Raw genomic sequence first — 17,001 nt, 5'->3', positions numbered from 1 at the left:
ACATGTGTGCGCGGTAACAGCATCGCATCGCGAGTTGGAGGGAGAGAGCAATGGCGGGCGGTGTTGCTGCGGATGTCGAGACCGGCCCCAATTGGGTCGGCCGGGCGCTGGATGGGGGCGGCGAGTGGAAGGTCCGATCCGTCGCGCCGTATCTGCTCGGGCTGCTCATGCTGTTCGACAGCTGGGACAGCATCGTCATCGCTTATGCGCTTCCGGTCATCATCGCCGAGTGGAAACTCTCTGCGCTCGCCGCCGGGGCGCTCGTTTCTGCGGGCTATGGCGGGCAATTTCTCGGCGCTATCTTCTTCGGGACCGTTGCCGAGCGCTACGGCCGCCTGCCGGTGCTGCGCTGGCTGGTCGCGATCATGAGCGTGCTCGCGGGCGCCTGCGCCATCGTCGACACCTATGACCATCTGATGATCATCCGCTTCGTCCAGGGTCTCGCCATCGGTGGCGCATTGCCGGTCGCGATCAGCTATGTGAACGAAGTGGCGCCCACGGCTACGCGCGGCCGCTTCTTCGGCAGCTTCCAGTTCCTCATGGTCGCCGGCTTCGGCGCGGCCTCGGTCGCGAGTGCCTTCATCGTGCCCGTTTATGGCTGGCGGCCGGTTTTCGCGGTGGGCGCCGTGCCGCTGGCGATCCTGCCTTTCACCTTCATACTGCCGGAGTCGCCGCGCTGGCTCGCGGCGAAGGGGCGCATTGCCGACGCGGTGAGCGCGCTCGCGCGCCTCGGCTGCGGCAAGGGGCAGGTGCGGATGCCTGCAGAAGCCGAGGTGCAGCCGCCGAGCGAGCGCGTGCCCTTCGCCTTGCTGGTCGCGCCGGGCCGTCGCGGCACCTTCTTCACCGCCATCGCGCTCTGGTTCCTCACCTATCTCGTGTCGTTCGGTCTCACGACCTGGACGCCCTCTCTCTACATCAGCGTCTTCAAGATTCCGCTGGCCGACGCGCTGCGTTACGGCATCATCAGCGCCGCGATCATCTTCATCATTCCGCTGATCCTGCGGGCGACCATCGACCGGTTCGGCCGGCGTCCGCCGGCGATCATCGGCATGGCGATCGGCGGCCTGGCGCTGTTCGTCATCCCTTTGCTCGATCCCGCGATGATCCCGGCCGTCGTCACATTCTCGATTCTGGGCGCGGTCGGCATTTCGTTCGGCGCGATGGTCCTCTGGCCCTATTCCGCCGAGATATTCGAGACGCGCATCCGCAGCCTCGCGCTCGGCGTGATGAGCAGCACGGCGCGGGGTGCGTCCATGCTGACGCCGGTCGTCGTCGGCGGCATCCTCCAGGCCACGGGATCGGTCACGCCCGTTTTCCTGATCTTCGGCGCGGCGTCCATCATCGCGGTCCTGCTCTGGCTGTTCGGCACACGCGAGACGGCCGGGCGGGAAATCGGCTGATCGCGCATCTGGCTGATGGATGGCCCGCGCACGATACGCCGCACGACCGTGCCATGCCGGAAGCTTATTTGATCCGCGCCGGCAGCATGGGCCATCTCGGCTCGCTGCCACGGCCTCGGCGCCCCGCGCCGGTAAATGAAGGAGAAAGAGATGACGCGAACGGTTGGTGAGTGGCTGGAGGCATTTGCGGCAGCGCTGGCAGCGCCGGAGAGCGCGGACTGGCCGGCGCTGTTCGTCGAGGATTGCTACTGGCGCGATCTGGTCGCCGTCACCTGGTCGATCGAGACGATCGAGGGGCGCGACGCCATCGCCGCCTTCGCGCGCCGGCAGATGCCCGCCATCGCGCCGACTGCGTTCAGGCTCGACGATCCGGCATTGCAGCTGACCGACGAGAAACAGGGCTGGTTCACCTTCGAGACCGGGACGGCGCGGTGCCGCGGCCATGTGCAGCTCGAAGAGGGGAAGGCGAAGATCGTCCTGACCGCGATGGTCGAGCTGATCGGCTTCGAAGAGCCGGGCGGCGCGCGCCGTCCACTCGGGCTGGAGCACAAGGCCGCCAAGGGCCGCACTTTCTGGCCCGATCACCGCATCGAGGAGGAGCAGACCCTCGGCCATAGCGTCCAGCCCTATTGCCTGATCGTGGGTGGCGGGCAGAACGGGCTGCAATTGGCGGCCCGGTTCAAGCGCCTCGGCGTGCCCGCGCTGGTGGTGGATAGCCTGCCGCGCCCGGGCGATTGCTGGCGCGTGCGCTACAAGTCGCTGCATCTCCACGATTCGATCTTCATGGATCACTTTCCCTATCTGCCTTTTCCGGACCATTGGCCGCTCTACACGCCGGCGGCGAAGATGGGCGACTGGCTGGAAATCTATGCCAAGGCGATGGAGCTCAACATCTGGAGCAGCACGACCTGCACCGGCGCACGCTATGACGAAGCGGCCGGCGAGTGGGTAGTGACGCTGGTGCGCGACGGACGGGAGGTCACGTTGCGACCCAAGCAGTTCGTACTCGCGACCGGTCTTTCCGGCGCCAAGAACATGCCGCGGATCAAGGGCATGGAGCGCTTCCAGGGTACGCTTTGCCACAGCGCCGACCATAAGGCGGACGGCGGCATGGCCGGCAAGAAGGTGGTGGTGATCGGCGCCAACAACAGCGCGCACGATATCTGCACGGACATGTGGGAGGCGGACGCCGACGTGACCATGGTCCAGCGCTCGCCGACGATCATCGTACGGGCCGAGACGATGCGCGGCATGTCCGAGCGCCTGCCCTATGCCAATCCGGCGATCCCGACCGATTTCGCCGATCTCGTCATGGCGGCGACGCCGTTCCGCCTTCAGGATGCGGGCGATGTCGGCCTCACCGAGCTGCTCAAGGAGATCGATGCGGATTTCTACGACAAGCTGGAAAAGAGCGGCTTCATGCTCAGCCATGGCGAGGACGGCACCGGCTTCCTCGCGGCCTATCGCCGCACGGCCTCGGGCTATTATATCGACGTCGGCGGATCGGAGCTGATCGCCAATGGCGAGGTGAAGCTCGCCAAGGGCGAGATTGCCGAGATCACCGAGGGCGGCGTGCTCATGGAGAGCGGCGACTATCTGCCGGCCGACATCATCGTCTGCGCGACCGGCTATCGACCCATGAACGAGTTCGTCGGCAAGCTCATCTCGCCCGAGGTGGAGCGCGCGGTCGGCCGCTGCTGGGGCCTCGGCTCCGGCACGGAGGGCGATCCCGGCCCGTGGGAAGGCGAGCTGCGCAACATGTGGAAGCCGACCGCGCAGGAAGGGCTCTGGTTCCAGGGCGGGAATCTCATGCAGTCCCGCTTCCACTCGCTGCACCTCGCCTTGCAGATCAAGGCGCGGATGGAAGGGCTGGACACGCCGGTCTATCGCGCGGCGGCGGAGAAGGTAGCGGAGCCGGTCTAACGCGCGATGTGCCCTAGCCGAACCAGCGCAGATCGTGCTGGCACAGCTCGCGGGCCAGCGCCTTCTCGTCGATGTCGATCCGCTCGTCGTCTTCCATGTCGACACGTCCGTCCACATGGATCCGCATGCGTGCCTTGAAGGCGTTGCGCTCGTAGAGGATGAGCGCCTCACCGATGAAACAACCGGGGCCGGGCTGGAATTGCAGCGGGACGATGGCGGCGCGCAAGGCCTGCTCGACGGCTTCGCGCTCCTCCAGGCCGCGCCTGAAGCAGCTGTCGTCGATCTCGGTAATCACCCGAAAGCGCCCTCCCGATCCGTGGATCGCGCTGCAGAAGAAGTGCAGATAGGCCTCTGCCTTGCCGATATCGGTTACGGGCGTGCGCAGCTTTTCATTCAGCTCGTGCCATTGGGCACTTTGTCCATCGACTCGCGTGCAACCGGTTGGACCGATGACCATGTCGGCCGCGCCGATGCGCCCTTTCGCGTCCACCACCGCGGCCTCTACCAGCATGTGGCCAGCATAGAAGGGCAAAGGCAGCCAGCGCAGCTCGGCTACGTCATGCTTGAGGAAGAAATCGTGCTTGCCGAGCGCGCGGCTCCATTGCGCCACGATCCAGTGCTGCGCGGCATTGTCGGGGACTGTCCAGGCCCCCGGCACGAGCGGCACGGGGAACAGCGTGGAAGGGGTTGGCGCAGGCGCGGGGACTCGAGTCTGATACATGCACCCAATATGACGATGCCGGCCGATCGGCGCGATGTCGGACCTTGCAAAATCATCCATCGATTTTTGCGCTGATCGATCCTTGGCGAACGACGCCCGCGACATATGTCGGAGGGATGGACCAGAATGATCGCCCCTCCGCTGTCGACATCACGAGCTGGCGGCACGACCCCGAAAGGCCTGCGAGGTTGCGCGCCGTGGGCTTGCGCAGAGCAGCCGCGAAGGCACTTGCCGGTCGGCCCGAGCTGGCGGCGCTACGCCAGGCGCTCGACGCCGATCCGTTCGATGCCGAGGCGGTCGGCGAGATTGTCGCGTGCGCTGGCGATGGCTCGACGGAGCGGCACGACGCGGCCATGACGCTGGTCAGCCTGACGGCCTGGGACCGGGACTGTGCGGCACAGGTGATAGCGGAGCAGCTCAGCGTGGCAGCACGGAACGAGATGCCCGGCACACCTGCCTGGCAGCGGCTCGTCCGCCTCGTCGCGCAGTGGGAGAGGCGCTGCCCGCCGAACGCGGACACCGGTATCCCGTTCTTTCTGGATCGCCTGAACACGCCGGATGCCGATGCCGCTTCACCGCCAGCCGCCGTCGAACCGGCAACCGAGGAGGTGCCGGCTTCTCTTGGCGATATTGCGGCGGCCGAGCGCCATGTGCCGGTCCTCGATCAGATCTCGCCGCGCAACAGCGAGAAAATGGCCGATATTGAGGCATTCGGCGCGCTGATCCAGGGCTTGCCGTTGCGCCGTTTCGATGAGCCGATCAGCCGCATCATTGCGATCCTGCGGGAAGAGTTCCCGTGGTTTGATCCGCTGATCGACGCGATCGAGGCCGAGTGGCGCCTCAGTGCGGCGTCGGCGCGCGATTGGGTGTGGGTGCGGCCGATGCTGATCCACGGACCGCCGGGTATCGGCAAAAGTCGCTTCATTGCGCGCCTTGCCGAGCTGGCAGGCGTGGGTCACGGCTTCCTCTCGGTGGCCGGCGCCAGCGACAATCGCGCCTTGCTCGGCACGTCGAGCGGCTATGCCACGGCATCGCCCAGCTGGCCGGCGCATATGTTCCTGAAGCTGAGATGCGCCAATCCCGTCCTGATGATCGACGAGATCGACAAGACGAGCGAAGAACGCCGCAACGGGCGGGTGATCGACGCGCTGCTGACCATGATCGAGCCGGTGACGGCCCGCATGTGGAACGACGATTGCCTTGGCGGTGCGTTGGACTTGCGCCATGTGAGCTGGCTGCTCTGCGCCAATGACATTTCCCGCGTCGACGAGACGCTGCGCAGCCGCACGCGCTGTGTGGCGATCGACCTGCCGGAGGCGGACCATTATCCGCAGATCATGCGTGCGATCGCGCGCGATGTGGCGGGCGATTACGGCATGGACCCGCCACTGCTGCCGCAGCTCGACGACAAGGTGGCGCAGGCGCTGGCCGACGGCTTCGCGCGGACCCGCTCGATCCGGCGGCTGCGGCGCGCCTATGAAGTGGCGCTTGGCCAGCAGCTCGGCATGGAAAGCGTCATGCCGAACTGAAACCGTCGCGCATCGGAGACTGCGGTGGCTGGGTAGGCGGATCGAGCAGCAGGGTGCGGACGCGGGCAACCGCCTGTTCCGCTTCCCGAACTTCGTCGAGCATCTCAGCGCGTTCGGCCTTTGTCAGCGTCTGGAAGTCGCTGCATTCGACCAGTTGTTCCCACATGTCGATCGTCTGGTGCATCGCGTCGGTGACGGCCTTGACCATATTGCCCGAAGCGGCGGTCACGGAAGGTCGCTCGACCGCGATGTAGGGGCTTTCCTCGAGGAACCATTGCGCGACCCGGCCGTCCGGACAGGCGCCGATGAAGCGGCGCAGCTCGTCCGGCTTCCACATCGTCTCGCCCTCGACACGGCGATAGAGGAGATGATAGCCCCAGCCGATCCGCTCGGCGATGCGGACGCGCTCGCCATGCTCATAGTCCTCAAACAGCCGGGCGAGAAACTTGAAGAAGTCGCGCTCGTCGAGATGGGGCTGGGGTGTCTTGTCTGCCATGGTTTGGCCAGCCTAGCGCGCGCCGCATCGGGGGTCGATGCATAATGCCTTGAAAATCCTCCGCGCAACTTCCTTATAGGATCCGTCGGCTTCGCACTCCCGTGCGTGCCCGGAGAGGACGCGCATATGAACGGTCGATCAAAGCACTGGATGTGGGCGGATGCGGTAGACCTGATCGATCGCATGCAGCGCATTCACCAGCAGAGCTTCGCGCCCTCGCGCCCGGCCGGCGGCGTGCCCAATTGGGAGCCGCCCTGCGACATGATCGAGACCGCGACCGAGCTGCTCGTGCTGGTCGCCTTACCGGGCGTCGATCTCGACCAGACCGATGCGTTCATCGAGGAAGGCGTGCTGGTCGTGCAGGGCCATCGCGTCCTGCCGCCGGAGCTGCGCACCGCGCGCATCCACCGCATGGAATTGCCGCAGGGCCGCTTCGAGCGTCGCCTGCCGCTGCCGCGCGGCCAATATGACAATGTGCGCCGGTCGAGCCAGCATGGCTGCCTGCTGGTCACGCTTCACAAGGCGAATGGAGGGCAGCGCTGATGGCGACGATCACCGATCAGGACAAGCCCGCCGCCGAGGCCCCGCAGTTTCCCGAGCTGCCGGAGGACGCGATCATCGTCGTGCCCGTCCGCAATTTCGTGCTGTTCCCCGATGTCGTGATGCCGCTCTCGATCAATCGGCCCATCTCGGTCGCGGCGGCACAGGCGGCGGTGCAGGGGAGCCGCCCGATCGGCGTGCTGACCCAGCGCGACGCGGGCATCGACACGCCGACCGGCAACGACATGCACCGCATGGGCACGCTGGCCAATGTGCTGCGCTATGTGACGGCGGACGAGGCGCATCATCTGATCGTGCAGGGCGAGAGCCGCTTTCGCGTCGTCGAGTTTCTGGACGGCTGGCCGTTCCTCGTGGCCCGCATCGAGCAGGTGGCGGAAGTCGATCCAAAGACGCCGGAGATCGAGGCGCGGATGATCAACCTGCGCAAACAGGCGCTGGAAACCGTCGCCCTTCTGCCGCAGGCGCCGCAGGGCCTGTCCGAGGCGATCCAGAACATCCCGACCGCCTCGACGCTCGCCGATACGGTCGCCGCCTATATCGACATCGATCCCGCCCAGAAGCAGGAATTGCTCGAGACGCTCGCGCTCGATGTGCGGCTGGAGAAGATTTCGCGCCATCTGGAGCAGCGCCTGCAGGTGCTGCGCCTCTCGGCCGAGATCGGCAAGGATGTGCAGGAGACGCTGAGCGAGCGCCAGCGCGAGCATATTCTGCGCGAGCAGATGGCGGCGATCCAGCGCCAGCTTGGCGAGGATGACGGCAAGTCCGCCGAGATCGCCGAGCTGACCGAGAAGATCGCCAAGGCCGCGATGCCGCCCGAGGTCGAGAAGGAAGCGACCAAGGAACTGCGCCGTCTGGAGCGCATGCCCGAGGGCGCGGCCGAGCATGGCATCATCCGCACCTATCTCGACTGGCTGACCGAATTGCCCTGGGCGCTGCCCGAGGCAGAGACGGAAATCGACATCAAGCGGGCGCGCGAGATCCTCGAAGAGGATCATTACGGCCTCGACAAGATCAAGCGGCGGATCATCGAATATCTCGCCGTGCGCAAGCTCGCGCCCGAGGGCAAGGCGCCGATCCTGTGCTTCGCCGGACCTCCGGGCGTCGGCAAGACCTCGCTCGGCCAGTCGATCGCCCGTGCCATGGGCCGGCCGTTCACGCGCGTCAGCCTCGGCGGCGTGCATGACGAGGCCGAGATACGCGGCCATCGGCGGACGTATATCGGCGCGATGCCGGGCAATATCATCCAGGCGATCCGCAAGGCGGGCACGCGCGACTGCGTGATGATGCTGGACGAGATCGACAAGATGGGCCGCGGCATACAGGGCGATCCCTCGGCCGCGATGCTCGAAGTGCTCGATCCTGAGCAGAACGGGACGTTCCGGGACAATTATCTCGGCGTGCCGTTCGATCTCTCGCGCGTGGTCTTCATCGCCACGGCCAACATGCTGGACACGATCCCGGGGCCGCTGCGCGACCGCATGGAGATCATCACGCTGGCGGGCTACACCGAGGAGGAGAAGCTCAACATCGCGCGCAAATATCTCGTGAAGCGCCAGCTGGAAGCCAATGGCGTGAGCGCGGAGCAAGTCGAGATCGACGATGCGGCGCTGGCCGCGATCATCGAATATTATACGCGCGAGGCGGGCGTCCGGAACTTGGAGCGCGAGATCGGGAAGACCATTCGCCATGCCGCCGTGCAGATCGCGGAAGGATCGAAGACGCATGTCGCGATCACCGAGGCGGATCTTCAGGAGACGCTGGGCGGTCGCATCTTCGAGGACGAGGTGGCGCAGCGCACCAGCGTGCCCGGCGTCGCGACCGGCATGGCCTGGACGCCGGTCGGTGGCGATATCCTGTTCATCGAGGCGACCAGGATGCCGGGCGGCGGGCGGATGACGCTGACCGGCCAACTGGGCGACGTCATGCGCGAAAGCGCCCAGGCCGCATGGAGCCTGCTGCGCAGCCGCGCCGAGACGATGGGCATCGATGCCGAGGCGTTCGAGAAGCATGACGTTCATGTCCATGTTCCCGCCGGCGCCACCCCCAAGGACGGGCCGAGCGCGGGCGTCGCGATGTTCATGGCGCTCTCGTCGCTGTTCCTCGGTCGCACCGTCCGCAGCGACACGTCCATGACCGGCGAGATTTCGCTGCGCGGCCTCGTGCTGCCGGTCGGCGGCATCAAGGAGAAGGTCGTCGCGGCGGCCGGAGCGGGCATCAAGCGCGTCATGCTCCCGGCGCGCAACAAGCGCGACTATGACGACATCCCCGCCAGCACGCGCGAGAAGCTGGAGTTCATCTGGCTTGAGAAGGTCGAGGATGCGCTGGAGGCCGGGCTGGACCCGGAGCCGATCCCGGAAGGGGAGCATCACCAGAGCTGACGAACCTTCGCCCCTCCCCTTCAGGGGAGGGCTGGGGAGAGGGGGACGCCCTTTCGCGCCAGCGCTGCCCTCGGTCGATAGGTCCAGCACCACCCCAACCCCTCCTCTGAAGAGGAGGGGCTAAAGTGATTAAAACATCCCGTTCACATTCGGCCCGTCCGTCACCACGTCCTGCGACACGTCCCAATGCTCGGCGATGAGGCCGTCCTCGATCCGGAAGATGTCCATCACCGCGAAGCCTGCATCGCCCGGCCAGCGGCGGACATGATAGTGGACGATGACATGGTCCGCGTCGGCGAACATGCGCTTCACGTCATGCACGGCATCCGGACTGGCGTCCTTGATGAAATCCAGGAACGCCTTCAGCGGCTCGCGTCCGTCCTCGACTGTCGGGTTATGCTGGATATAGCCGGGCGCGATGAAGCGATCGACCGCGCTTGAGTCCATCGGGTTCAGCACCTCGTCGAACAGGCCGCGCACCAATGCGAGATTGACTTCCTCCTCCGCGGTGTAACGCATGTCCTCTCCTCTTGCGCTTGGCGATGCGCTCCTTCAGACCAGCTATTGGAGGGCCGTGCAAGGCCGGGAGAGGGTTGCAAACAGAATGAACGAAGCGGATTTCATCATCGTGGGCGCGGGCAGCGCCGGTTGCGTGCTCGCCAATCGCCTGAGTGCCGATGCCGGCGCGCAGGTCGTGTTGCTGGAGGCCGGCGGCGAATGCCGGCACCCGATGATCGACATGCCGCTCACCTGGATGCAGGCCTCGACGATGGACCGCTTCATCTGGGGCAATCAGAGCGAGCCTGACCCGCACCGCGACGGCCGCTCCGAGCCGATCCCGCGCGGCAGGCTGCTCGGCGGCTGCTCCTCGATCAACGGCACCATGTATGTGCGCGGCCACCGCGCCGATTATGACGGCTGGCGCGACATGGGCCTGCCGGGCTGGGGCTATGACGAGGTGCTGCCCTATTTCAAGCGATCGGAGACGCACTGGCGCGGCGAAAGCGCGATCCATGGCGGATCGGGCGAGATGCATGTGACGGCGATGGAGCCGGATCCGACCCTCTTCCCGGCCTTTCTGGAAACGGCTCAGCAGCTCGGACACAAGCCGGAGCCGGATTTCAACGTGCCCGAGCCGGAGGGCTTCGGCATGCCGGACTGCACGATCCGCAAGGGACGCCGGCACAGCACCGTGCGCGCCTTCATCGATCCGGTGAAGAAGCGGTCCAATCTCCGCGTCGAGACCGGGGCGCTCGCGACGCGCATCCTCATCGAGAATGGCCGGGCCGTCGGCGTCGAGTTTCGGCGCGGCAACGCCCTGCATCAGCTGCGCGCCCGGCGCGAGGTGATCGTCTGCGGTGGCGCGATCAATTCTCCGCAGATCCTCATGCTCTCGGGCATCGGCCCGGCCGCGCACCTGCGCGATATGGGCATCGACGTCGCGCTGGATTCCCCGGGGGTCGGTCAGAATTTGCAGGATCATCCCATCGCGCTCAGTTTCTGGAGCGCGTCCGGCCCGATCGCGTTCGATGACAAGCTGCGGCTCGATCGCCTGGCGTGGAACGCGGTGCGCTGGCAGCTGTTCGGCACCGGCACCATGGCGCAGAGTCCGATGTCCGTGCAGGGCTTCCTGCGCTCGGGGCCGGAGCAGGAGCGGCCGGACCTGCAATTCCAGATCGTCCATTCGAGCTATGAGGCGCGGCCCTGGTTCCCCGGCTGGCGCAAGGGCGCCGGGCATCAATATTCGGTCGGCGCGCTGCTCCTCAATCCCGAGAGCCGGGGCGCGATCACGCTCGGCGCGCGCGATCCGGCGGCTTTGCCCAAGGTGCTGCTCAACTTCATGGCGGCGGAGGGCGACCGGCTGCGCCTGCGCAGTTCGATCCGCTTCATGCGCCGCTTCTTCGACACGCTGCCGGCCCGGATGCTGGCCGGTGCCGAGCTTGCTCCGGGTCCCGCGGCGCAGAGCGACGAGGCGATCGACGGCTGGCTTCGCGCGACGGTGATGAGCGGGGGGCACCCGGTCGGGACATGCGCCATGGGCAACGGCGCCGATGCCGTGCTCGATGCCGAGCTGCGCGTGCGCGGGATCGAGGGGCTGCGCGTGGTCGATGCCTCGTCCATGCCGCTGATCATCCGGGGCAACACCAATGCGCCGGTGATCATGATGGCGGAGAAGGCGGCGGACCTGATCCTGGGAAAGCGGGTTCTGGCGGCGCAGGCGGCATGAGCGAAACCGGGGCGATCTCGCCGGTCAGCAAGGGGCAGGCGCTGCTGATCGGCATCCTCTGCTTCGCGATCATGATCGTCGATGGCTATGATATCGGCGCGATGCCGATCATCGTCGTGCATCTGGCCGAGCGCTGGCAGGTCGATCCCGCAAGCTTCGGCCCGGCCTTGTCGGCGGTCGTGATCGGCCTCGGCGTCGGCGCCTTCTTCTTCGCGCCGCTCGGCGACAAGCTCGGACGGCGGCTGACCGTGGTCGGCTCGCTGGCGATCATCACGGCCGCGACGCTCGGCACGGCATCGGCCGGCAGCGTGAGCGCCCTGTTCTGGTGGCGGCTGCTGACCGGCACGGCGCTGGGGGCCTGCCTGCCCAACGTGCTGGCGGTGCTCACCGAGATCGTGCCCGCCCGTCGCCGCGCCAGCGTGATCGCGCTCGTCTCCTGCGGCATTCCGATCGGTGCGGCGTCCGCCGGCGGGATCGGCGCACTCATCATGGTCGCGCAGGGCTGGCAGGCGGTGTTCGTCATTCCCGGCCTGCTGATGCTCGCGCTGACGCTGGCCGTCGCGTTGGCGCTGCGCACGCTTCCCGCTGCGCCCAAGGCAGTGAAAACGGAACAGAAGGCCGGCTGGCGCTGGACCGACATCCCCGTGCTGGCGCCGCTGGGCCGGGGCTATGCGCTGCGCACGGCCATCTTCTCGGGCCTGTTCTGCTTCAATGCGCTCAGCATGTATATGCTGACGAGCTGGCTGCCGACCGTGCTGCAAAAGAGCGGTTTCACCTTCATCGCGGCCTCGATGGTCGCCGCGATCGTGCAGCTGGGCGGGCTGTTCGGCGGCCTGCTGCTCGCGACGCAGATCGACCGGCAGCGGACCAGCGGCGCCCTGTTCGCCGGCTATGCCGTCGTCGCCCTGGGCTTGATCGGCCTCACGCTGGCGCCGCCAAGCCCGGCCGTCTGGGGCACGATCCTCCTGCTCATCGGGATGGGCGTCGGCGGCGCGCATATCGCGCTGCCCGCCGTCGCCGCAAACATCTATCCCACCACGATGCTCTCGGCGGGCATCGGCCTCGCTGTCACCGTGGCGCGGATCGGCGCGATGGCGGGACCGATGCTCGGCGCCGCGCTGATCGCGCGCAATGTCTCGGCCGGGGCCTTCTTCCTCACCTTGCTCCTGCCGGTGGCGGGCTGCGCCTTGTGCGTTCTGGCCTTCGCGCGGGCGCGCCTTGTCGATCGCCCGGAGGGGCGGGAGACAGCGTGAGCGGCGATCCCTTCTATCTCGCCCGGTTCGTCGAGGCGCAGGACGGGATTTACGAGCGCGCCCTGGCAGAGCTTCGTGCAGGCGCGAAACAAAGCCACTGGATGTGGTTCATCTTCCCGCAGAATGCCGGCCTCGGCCGCAGCCCGATGGCAATACGCTACGGCATTCGCTCGATCGAGGAAGCACGCGCCTATCTCGCGCACCCGTTGCTCGGCATGCGGCTGCGCGAGTGCCTGGCTGCGCTGGAGGACGTGCCGGTGGCCGATGCCGTCGCCGTCTTCGGGGCGATCGATGCGGTGAAATTGCGCTCCAGCCTGACCCTGTTCGAGCAGGCTGGCGGCGGCGCGGTGTTCGATGCGGCGCTGGAGCGCTGGTTCGACGGGAAGCGCGATCCGGCGGTTCTGGCGCTTCTGTAGCCTGACCCCAGCCGGGTTGAATCCGATCCGCCGTGATCCGTTCGTCCTGAGCTTTTCGAAGCCCTCCCGAACCGGGCCGGACCTCAAGCGAAGCTGCGCGCCTCGATGCCTTCGGGATGCTCTGCATCCTGCTTATTCTTGCCCTGATGGCGCGCCTCGTCGAACGAGATGACGTCCGCCCCCTTGCCGCTCAGTGCCTTGAGGAAGCAGCGCAGCCAGCAATGCACGTCCTCGCGCTCGACCGATTCGCGCAGCGGCTGCCAGCGCGCCTTGCGTTCCTCCAGTGGCATGCTGAGCGCTTGTGCCAGAGCGTCGGAGAGTTCCTCCGGGCTGAACGGATTGACCAGCAGCGCGCTCTGCATCTGCTCGGCCGCACCCGCGAACTTGGAGAGGATCAGCACGCCGGGATCCTCGGGATCCTGTGCCGCCACATATTCCTTGGCGACGAGGTTCATGCCGTCGCGCAGCGGCGTCACCAGGCCGACGCGCGCGATGCGGAACATGCCGGCGAGCGATGTCCGGTCATAGCCGCGATTGACATAGCGCAGCGGCACCCAATGCACTGTCGCAAACTCGCCGTTGATGTGGCCGGACAGCGCGTCGAGCTGCTTGCGGATGTCCTGATAGCTGACGACGTCGGCGCGCGAGGGCGGCGCGATCTGGAGCAGCGAGACAGTTTCCTGATAATCCGGATGATCGAGCAGCAGGCGCTCATAGCCATGGAAACGCTGCTCCAGTCCCTTGCTGTAATCGAGCCGATCGACGCCGATGATGAGCGAGCGCCCGTCGAGGCTCTTAAGCATCGCTTGCCCGGCCTTGGCCGCTTCCGCGCTGTTGGCGCCGGCGATGAACTCCTTGGCATCGATGCCGATCGGGCAGGAGACGACGCGGACATCGCGCCCGCCGACGCGGATATTGCCCTTGGCGTCGATCTGCGCTTCCGGAAACTGATCGCGGACATATTCGAGGAAGCTGTCGAGCCAGGCCTGGCACTGGAAGCCGAGCAGGTCGTAGTCGAACAGGGCTTCGACGAGCTGGCGATGATGGGGCAGCGACAGCAGCAGGCGCGCGACCGGCCAGGGCGTGTGCAGGAAGAAGCCGATGCGGTTCTTGACGTCGCGCTGGCGCAGCTCGCTGCCGAGCGGAATGAGGTGATAATCATGCACCCAGACCAGATCGTCCGGCGTGATGAGCGGCAGCATCGTCTCGGCAAAGCGCGCGTTGACCCGCTCATAGCCGCCCGCGAACGTCCGCTCGAACTCGGCGAGATCGGTCCGGTCGTGGAACAGCGGCCAGAGCGTCCGGTTGGCGAAGCCGTTATAATATTCGTCGATATCCTGCGGCTCGAGGTCGATGGTCGCGCTCGTCACCCCGCCCGCGCGCGCCATGTTGATCTGGCCGGTGAACTGCTCGATCTCGTTGCCCGACCAGCCGAACCAGATGCCGTTTGTCTCGCGAAGGGCCGAAGAGAGCGCGACCGCCAATCCGCCCTGGTTTGCCTGTCCTTCCCCGACGGGCGGACTGACACGATTGGACACGATGATTAGGCGGCTCATCTGATGGCGCTCCAGGGTTTGCTGAGCAGGACTGCGCAGTTGATCAATCCTACCAACGAGTAGGTCTGGGGATAGTTGCCCCACAGCTCCCCGGTAACCGGATCAATATCCTCGGAAAGCAGACCAGCCGACGTTCGGCGGTGCAGCATTTCCTCGAACAGCACTCGCGCCTCGGCAAATCGGCGCGTCGCGTGCAGCGCCTCAATCAGCCAGAAAGTACAGACGTTGAAGGCCGTGCTGGGCAGGCCGAAATCGTCCTCCGTCGCGTAGCGCAGCATATGACTGCCCCGACGCAGGCCCTCCTCGACGGCGTCCAGCGTGCTGCAGAAGCGAGGGTCTTCCGGCGAGAGGAAGCGCAAGTCCAGCAGCTGGATGATGCTGGCATCGAGATCGTCCCCGCCGAAGGTCGCGGACATGCGCCTGGTCTCCTCACGCCAGGCCGACGTCTCGATCGTCGTGCGGATCGTGTCGGCCCGTGCCTGCCAGAAGGCAGCGCGCTTGTTGAGGCCGAGCGAGGCTGCGGCATTGGCGAGCCGGTCGCAGGCCGCCCAGCACATCGCGGCCGAGTAGGTGTGGACATGGCTGCGGGTGCGCAATTCCCAGAGGCCCGCATCGGCGACGTCATGCACGGCCCAGGCGCGCTCGCCGACTGCTTCGAGCGCTTCGAAATCGTCGATGCCGCTCATCCGGAACAGGCGCTGATCGAAGAAACTTTGCGTGTTGGAGAGGACGATCTGGCCATAGGCGTCGTGCTGGATCTGCTCGGCGGCCTGGTTGCCGACACGCACCGGTCCCATGCCGCGATAGCCGCCGAGGCCTTCCGCCATCCATTCGGTCAGCATCGCCTCGCCGCCGACGCCATAGAGCGGCTGGATGTGACCGCCCTTGGCATTGTCGACGATGTTGCGCAGATACTCCAGATAGCTTTCCAGCACGTCGAGCGCGCCGAGGCGGTTCAGCGCCTGCACCGTGTAATAGGCGTCGCGGATCCAGCAGTAGCGATAGTCCCAGTTGCGCCCGCTGTCGGCATGCTCCGGAATGGATGTCGTGAGCGCGGCGACGATCGCACCGGTTTCCTCATGCTGGCAGAGCTTGAGTGTGATGGCGGCCCGGATCACGGCTTCCTGCCACTCGACGGGGATGGCGAGGCCGCGCACCCAGTGCTGCCATTCGCGTATCGTGCGGTCGAGCATCTGATCGAGCGCCGGAGCGAGATCGTCGGAAAAGCTCTCGTCGGGCCCCAGAAAGAAATGCAGCGGCCGCTCGACGCGGAACAGCCGCTCATCCTCGATCCAGCCGATCGGCGCAGTCGTCGTGAGGCGCAGGGTCATCGTGCCGAGCAGATAGCGGATGTGGTTGGTGCCGCGTGTGTGATCCGGATCGCGCGATCCCCAGTCGCGCGAAGGGCGCAGGCGGACGCGGATGCGCGGGCTCCCTTCCACCGGCCGCACGATGCGCGCGAAGGCGACCGGGCGGAACATCCGGCCATGGCGATAGAAGCGCGGGCAGAAATCGATGATCTCGACGGCATTGCCGGCCCGGTCGCGATGCCGCGTCACCAGCACCGGCGTGTTGCGCATATAATGCTGGGTCGTATCGACGCAGTCTTCCAGGTCGATCTCCCAGAAGCCGCGCGCTCCGGCCGCAGCGCGCGGGGCGGGGTCCAGCAGAGACGAAAAGGCGGGGTCGCCGTCCACGCGAGGCACGCAGCCCCAGACGAAGCGCCCATTGCGGTCCACGAGCGCGGAGACCTGGCAATTACCGATCGGCCAGAGATCGAGCGTGGCGGTCATGCGGCGAGGCTGTCGAGCCACGCGCGCACGGCGGTGGGATCGGCGAGGCCGTAGAGCGCAGCCGTGGCCTCCCGCTCACCGACCAATATGCCCGCGCCGCCAAGCTCGCGTGCCGCGATAAACGCTGCTTCGTCCGTCTCGTCGTCGCCGACGAAGACGGGGAGCGTGCCCGCCATCGGCGGCCGAGCCATCAGCGTGCGCACCGCCTTGCCCTTGTCGCCGCCGGGCAGACGCAGCTCGGTCATCATCTTGCCGGGCTGGAGATGGAGGTTGAGCGTTTCGGCCAGTGCACGCGCCAGAGACAGCGCGTCCTCTTCCAGCGCCGGTGCCTTCCGATAGTGCAGCGCCACGCCATAGCTCTTGTCCTCGATGAGGACGCCGGCATGGGCATCCGCGAAATCGCGGAACCGCTCGAAAGCCTCGTCAAGTTCCGCCGGGCGGACCGGTTGCGCCGTGACGCCGCGCCAGCGATGCTCGCTGCCATGGCTGCCGGAAACGGCGACCTCATGTGCGACGGGGCCGACAATCTCGTCGATCTGCACGATGGAGCGCCCGCTCACGATGGCCAGCCTGCCGTCGAGCCGCCTCGCCAGCCGCGCGAGCAGTGCGCGCAACGCCGCGTCCGCGATCACCTGCTCGGGCTCGTCGATCAGATCCAGCAATGTGCCGTCCAGGTCCAGGAACAGGCTCATCGTGTCGGGATCGGCGAAATAGGGGGCGTCGAGGCCCTGGCGAGACAGAACGATAA

Annotated in this window: 14 protein-coding genes; 8 read left to right on the top strand and 6 right to left on the bottom strand. The window is 66.6% G+C overall.

Features of this window, described 5'->3' with window-relative positions; all coding sequences use genetic code 11:
• The first annotated feature begins 50 nt into the window (after positions 1–50).
• Both KM135_RS06745 and KM135_RS06740 read left to right on the top strand, forming a co-directional pair.
• Positions 51–1,400, top strand: a complete 1,350-nt coding sequence (locus KM135_RS06745; RefSeq protein WP_221713224.1) for an MFS transporter — start codon at positions 51–53, stop codon at positions 1,398–1,400.
• Between the two features lie 150 nt (positions 1,401–1,550).
• Positions 1,551–3,323, top strand: coding sequence for a flavin-containing monooxygenase (locus tag KM135_RS06740; protein ID WP_221713223.1), 1,773 nt, complete (start codon positions 1,551–1,553; stop codon positions 3,321–3,323).
• 13 nt (positions 3,324–3,336) lie between these two features.
• On the opposite strand, the gene KM135_RS06735 is transcribed toward KM135_RS06740, so the two are convergent.
• Positions 3,337–4,044, bottom strand: a complete 708-nt coding sequence (locus KM135_RS06735; protein WP_221713222.1) for a hypothetical protein — start codon at positions 4,042–4,044, stop codon at positions 3,337–3,339.
• Positions 4,045–4,241: 197 nt separating this feature from the next.
• Between KM135_RS06735 and KM135_RS06730 the strand changes: the two genes are divergently transcribed.
• On the top strand, positions 4,242–5,573 hold the full coding sequence (locus KM135_RS06730; RefSeq protein WP_221713221.1) for an AAA family ATPase: 1,332 nt from the start codon (positions 4,242–4,244) through the stop codon (positions 5,571–5,573).
• Here KM135_RS06730 and KM135_RS06725 read toward each other — a convergent pair.
• Positions 5,560–6,069, bottom strand: a complete 510-nt coding sequence (locus KM135_RS06725; protein ID WP_221713220.1) for a phage regulatory CII family protein — start codon at positions 6,067–6,069, stop codon at positions 5,560–5,562. The two genes, KM135_RS06730 and KM135_RS06725, sit on opposite strands and share 14 nt — an antisense overlap.
• A 126-nt stretch (positions 6,070–6,195) precedes the next feature.
• Between KM135_RS06725 and KM135_RS06720 the strand changes: the two genes are divergently transcribed.
• The gene (locus tag KM135_RS06720; RefSeq protein WP_246605802.1) at positions 6,196–6,612 is read left to right on the top strand and encodes an Hsp20/alpha crystallin family protein; all 417 of its coding nucleotides are present in this window, start codon (positions 6,196–6,198) and stop codon (positions 6,610–6,612) included.
• Complete coding sequence (gene lon, locus KM135_RS06715) at positions 6,612–9,008, top strand: endopeptidase La (RefSeq protein ID WP_221713219.1); 2,397 nt, start codon at positions 6,612–6,614, stop codon at positions 9,006–9,008. Before KM135_RS06720 ends, lon begins: the two co-directional genes overlap by 1 nt.
• Before the next feature lie 129 nt (positions 9,009–9,137).
• On the opposite strand, the gene KM135_RS06710 is transcribed toward lon, so the two are convergent.
• Positions 9,138–9,527: a nuclear transport factor 2 family protein gene (locus KM135_RS06710; protein ID WP_221713218.1), complete on the bottom strand. Its 390-nt coding sequence runs from the start codon at positions 9,525–9,527 to the stop codon at positions 9,138–9,140.
• 85 nt (positions 9,528–9,612) lie between these two features.
• On the opposite strand from KM135_RS06710, the gene KM135_RS06705 reads away from it, so the two are divergent.
• From KM135_RS06705 to KM135_RS06695, 3 genes are read left to right on the top strand one after another with little or no spacing between them, the layout of a single operon-like run.
• On the top strand, positions 9,613–11,235 hold the full coding sequence (locus KM135_RS06705; RefSeq protein ID WP_221713217.1) for a GMC family oxidoreductase: 1,623 nt from the start codon (positions 9,613–9,615) through the stop codon (positions 11,233–11,235).
• Positions 11,232–12,488 carry an MFS transporter gene (locus KM135_RS06700; protein ID WP_221713216.1) on the top strand — a complete coding sequence of 419 codons (1,257 nt, stop codon included), beginning with the start codon at positions 11,232–11,234 and terminating at the stop codon, positions 12,486–12,488. Before KM135_RS06705 ends, KM135_RS06700 begins: the two co-directional genes overlap by 4 nt.
• Positions 12,485–12,904, top strand: coding sequence for a DUF1810 domain-containing protein (locus tag KM135_RS06695; protein ID WP_221713215.1), 420 nt, complete (start codon positions 12,485–12,487; stop codon positions 12,902–12,904). Before KM135_RS06700 ends, KM135_RS06695 begins: the two co-directional genes overlap by 4 nt.
• 83 nt (positions 12,905–12,987) lie before the next feature.
• On the opposite strand, the gene KM135_RS06690 is transcribed toward KM135_RS06695, so the two are convergent.
• The 3 genes from KM135_RS06690 to otsB are packed head-to-tail and all read right to left on the bottom strand — an operon-like array spanning position 12,988 to position 16,945.
• Positions 12,988–14,460: an alpha,alpha-trehalose-phosphate synthase (UDP-forming) gene (locus KM135_RS06690; protein WP_221713214.1), complete on the bottom strand. Its 1,473-nt coding sequence runs from the start codon at positions 14,458–14,460 to the stop codon at positions 12,988–12,990.
• A complete protein-coding gene (locus KM135_RS06685) occupies positions 14,457–16,253 on the bottom strand; it encodes a glycoside hydrolase family 15 protein (protein ID WP_221713213.1) in 1,797 nt (598 codons plus the stop codon). The genes KM135_RS06690 and KM135_RS06685 overlap by 4 nt, the downstream gene beginning before the upstream one ends.
• Positions 16,250–16,945 (bottom strand): trehalose-phosphatase, encoded by a 696-nt coding sequence (otsB, locus tag KM135_RS06680; RefSeq protein ID WP_246605801.1) that lies wholly within the window; start codon positions 16,943–16,945, stop codon positions 16,250–16,252. Before otsB ends, KM135_RS06685 begins: the two co-directional genes overlap by 4 nt.
• Between the last annotated feature and the right edge of the window lie 56 nt (positions 16,946–17,001).

Origin of the sequence: Sphingobium xanthum (assembly GCF_019737615.1) — a bacterium.
Classification (GTDB): domain Bacteria; phylum Pseudomonadota; class Alphaproteobacteria; order Sphingomonadales; family Sphingomonadaceae; genus Sphingobium; species Sphingobium xanthum.
This window is presented reverse-complemented; position numbering and strand designations above follow the sequence as displayed.

What these genes read in the sequence shown, in the direction of transcription:
- KM135_RS06745 (WP_221713224.1), top strand. Translation starts at nt 51, where the DNA reads ATGGCGGGCGGTGTTGCTGCGGATGTCGAGACCGGCCCCAATTGGGTC.
- KM135_RS06740 (WP_221713223.1), top strand. Translation starts at nt 1,551, where the DNA reads ATGACGCGAACGGTTGGTGAGTGGCTGGAGGCATTTGCGGCAGCGCTG.
- KM135_RS06735 (WP_221713222.1), bottom strand. Translation starts at nt 4,044, where the DNA reads ATGTATCAGACTCGAGTCCCCGCGCCTGCGCCAACCCCTTCCACGCTG.
- KM135_RS06725 (WP_221713220.1), bottom strand. Translation starts at nt 6,069, where the DNA reads ATGGCAGACAAGACACCCCAGCCCCATCTCGACGAGCGCGACTTCTTC.
- KM135_RS06720 (WP_246605802.1), top strand. Translation starts at nt 6,196, where the DNA reads ATGAACGGTCGATCAAAGCACTGGATGTGGGCGGATGCGGTAGACCTG.
- lon (WP_221713219.1), top strand. Translation starts at nt 6,612, where the DNA reads ATGGCGACGATCACCGATCAGGACAAGCCCGCCGCCGAGGCCCCGCAG.
- KM135_RS06710 (WP_221713218.1), bottom strand. Translation starts at nt 9,527, where the DNA reads ATGCGTTACACCGCGGAGGAGGAAGTCAATCTCGCATTGGTGCGCGGC.
- KM135_RS06705 (WP_221713217.1), top strand. Translation starts at nt 9,613, where the DNA reads ATGAACGAAGCGGATTTCATCATCGTGGGCGCGGGCAGCGCCGGTTGC.
- KM135_RS06700 (WP_221713216.1), top strand. Translation starts at nt 11,232, where the DNA reads ATGAGCGAAACCGGGGCGATCTCGCCGGTCAGCAAGGGGCAGGCGCTG.
- KM135_RS06690 (WP_221713214.1), bottom strand. Translation starts at nt 14,460, where the DNA reads ATGAGCCGCCTAATCATCGTGTCCAATCGTGTCAGTCCGCCCGTCGGG.
- KM135_RS06685 (WP_221713213.1), bottom strand. Translation starts at nt 16,253, where the DNA reads ATGACCGCCACGCTCGATCTCTGGCCGATCGGTAATTGCCAGGTCTCC.
- otsB (WP_246605801.1), bottom strand. Translation starts at nt 16,945, where the DNA reads ATGAGCCTGTTCCTGGACCTGGACGGCACATTGCTGGATCTGATCGAC.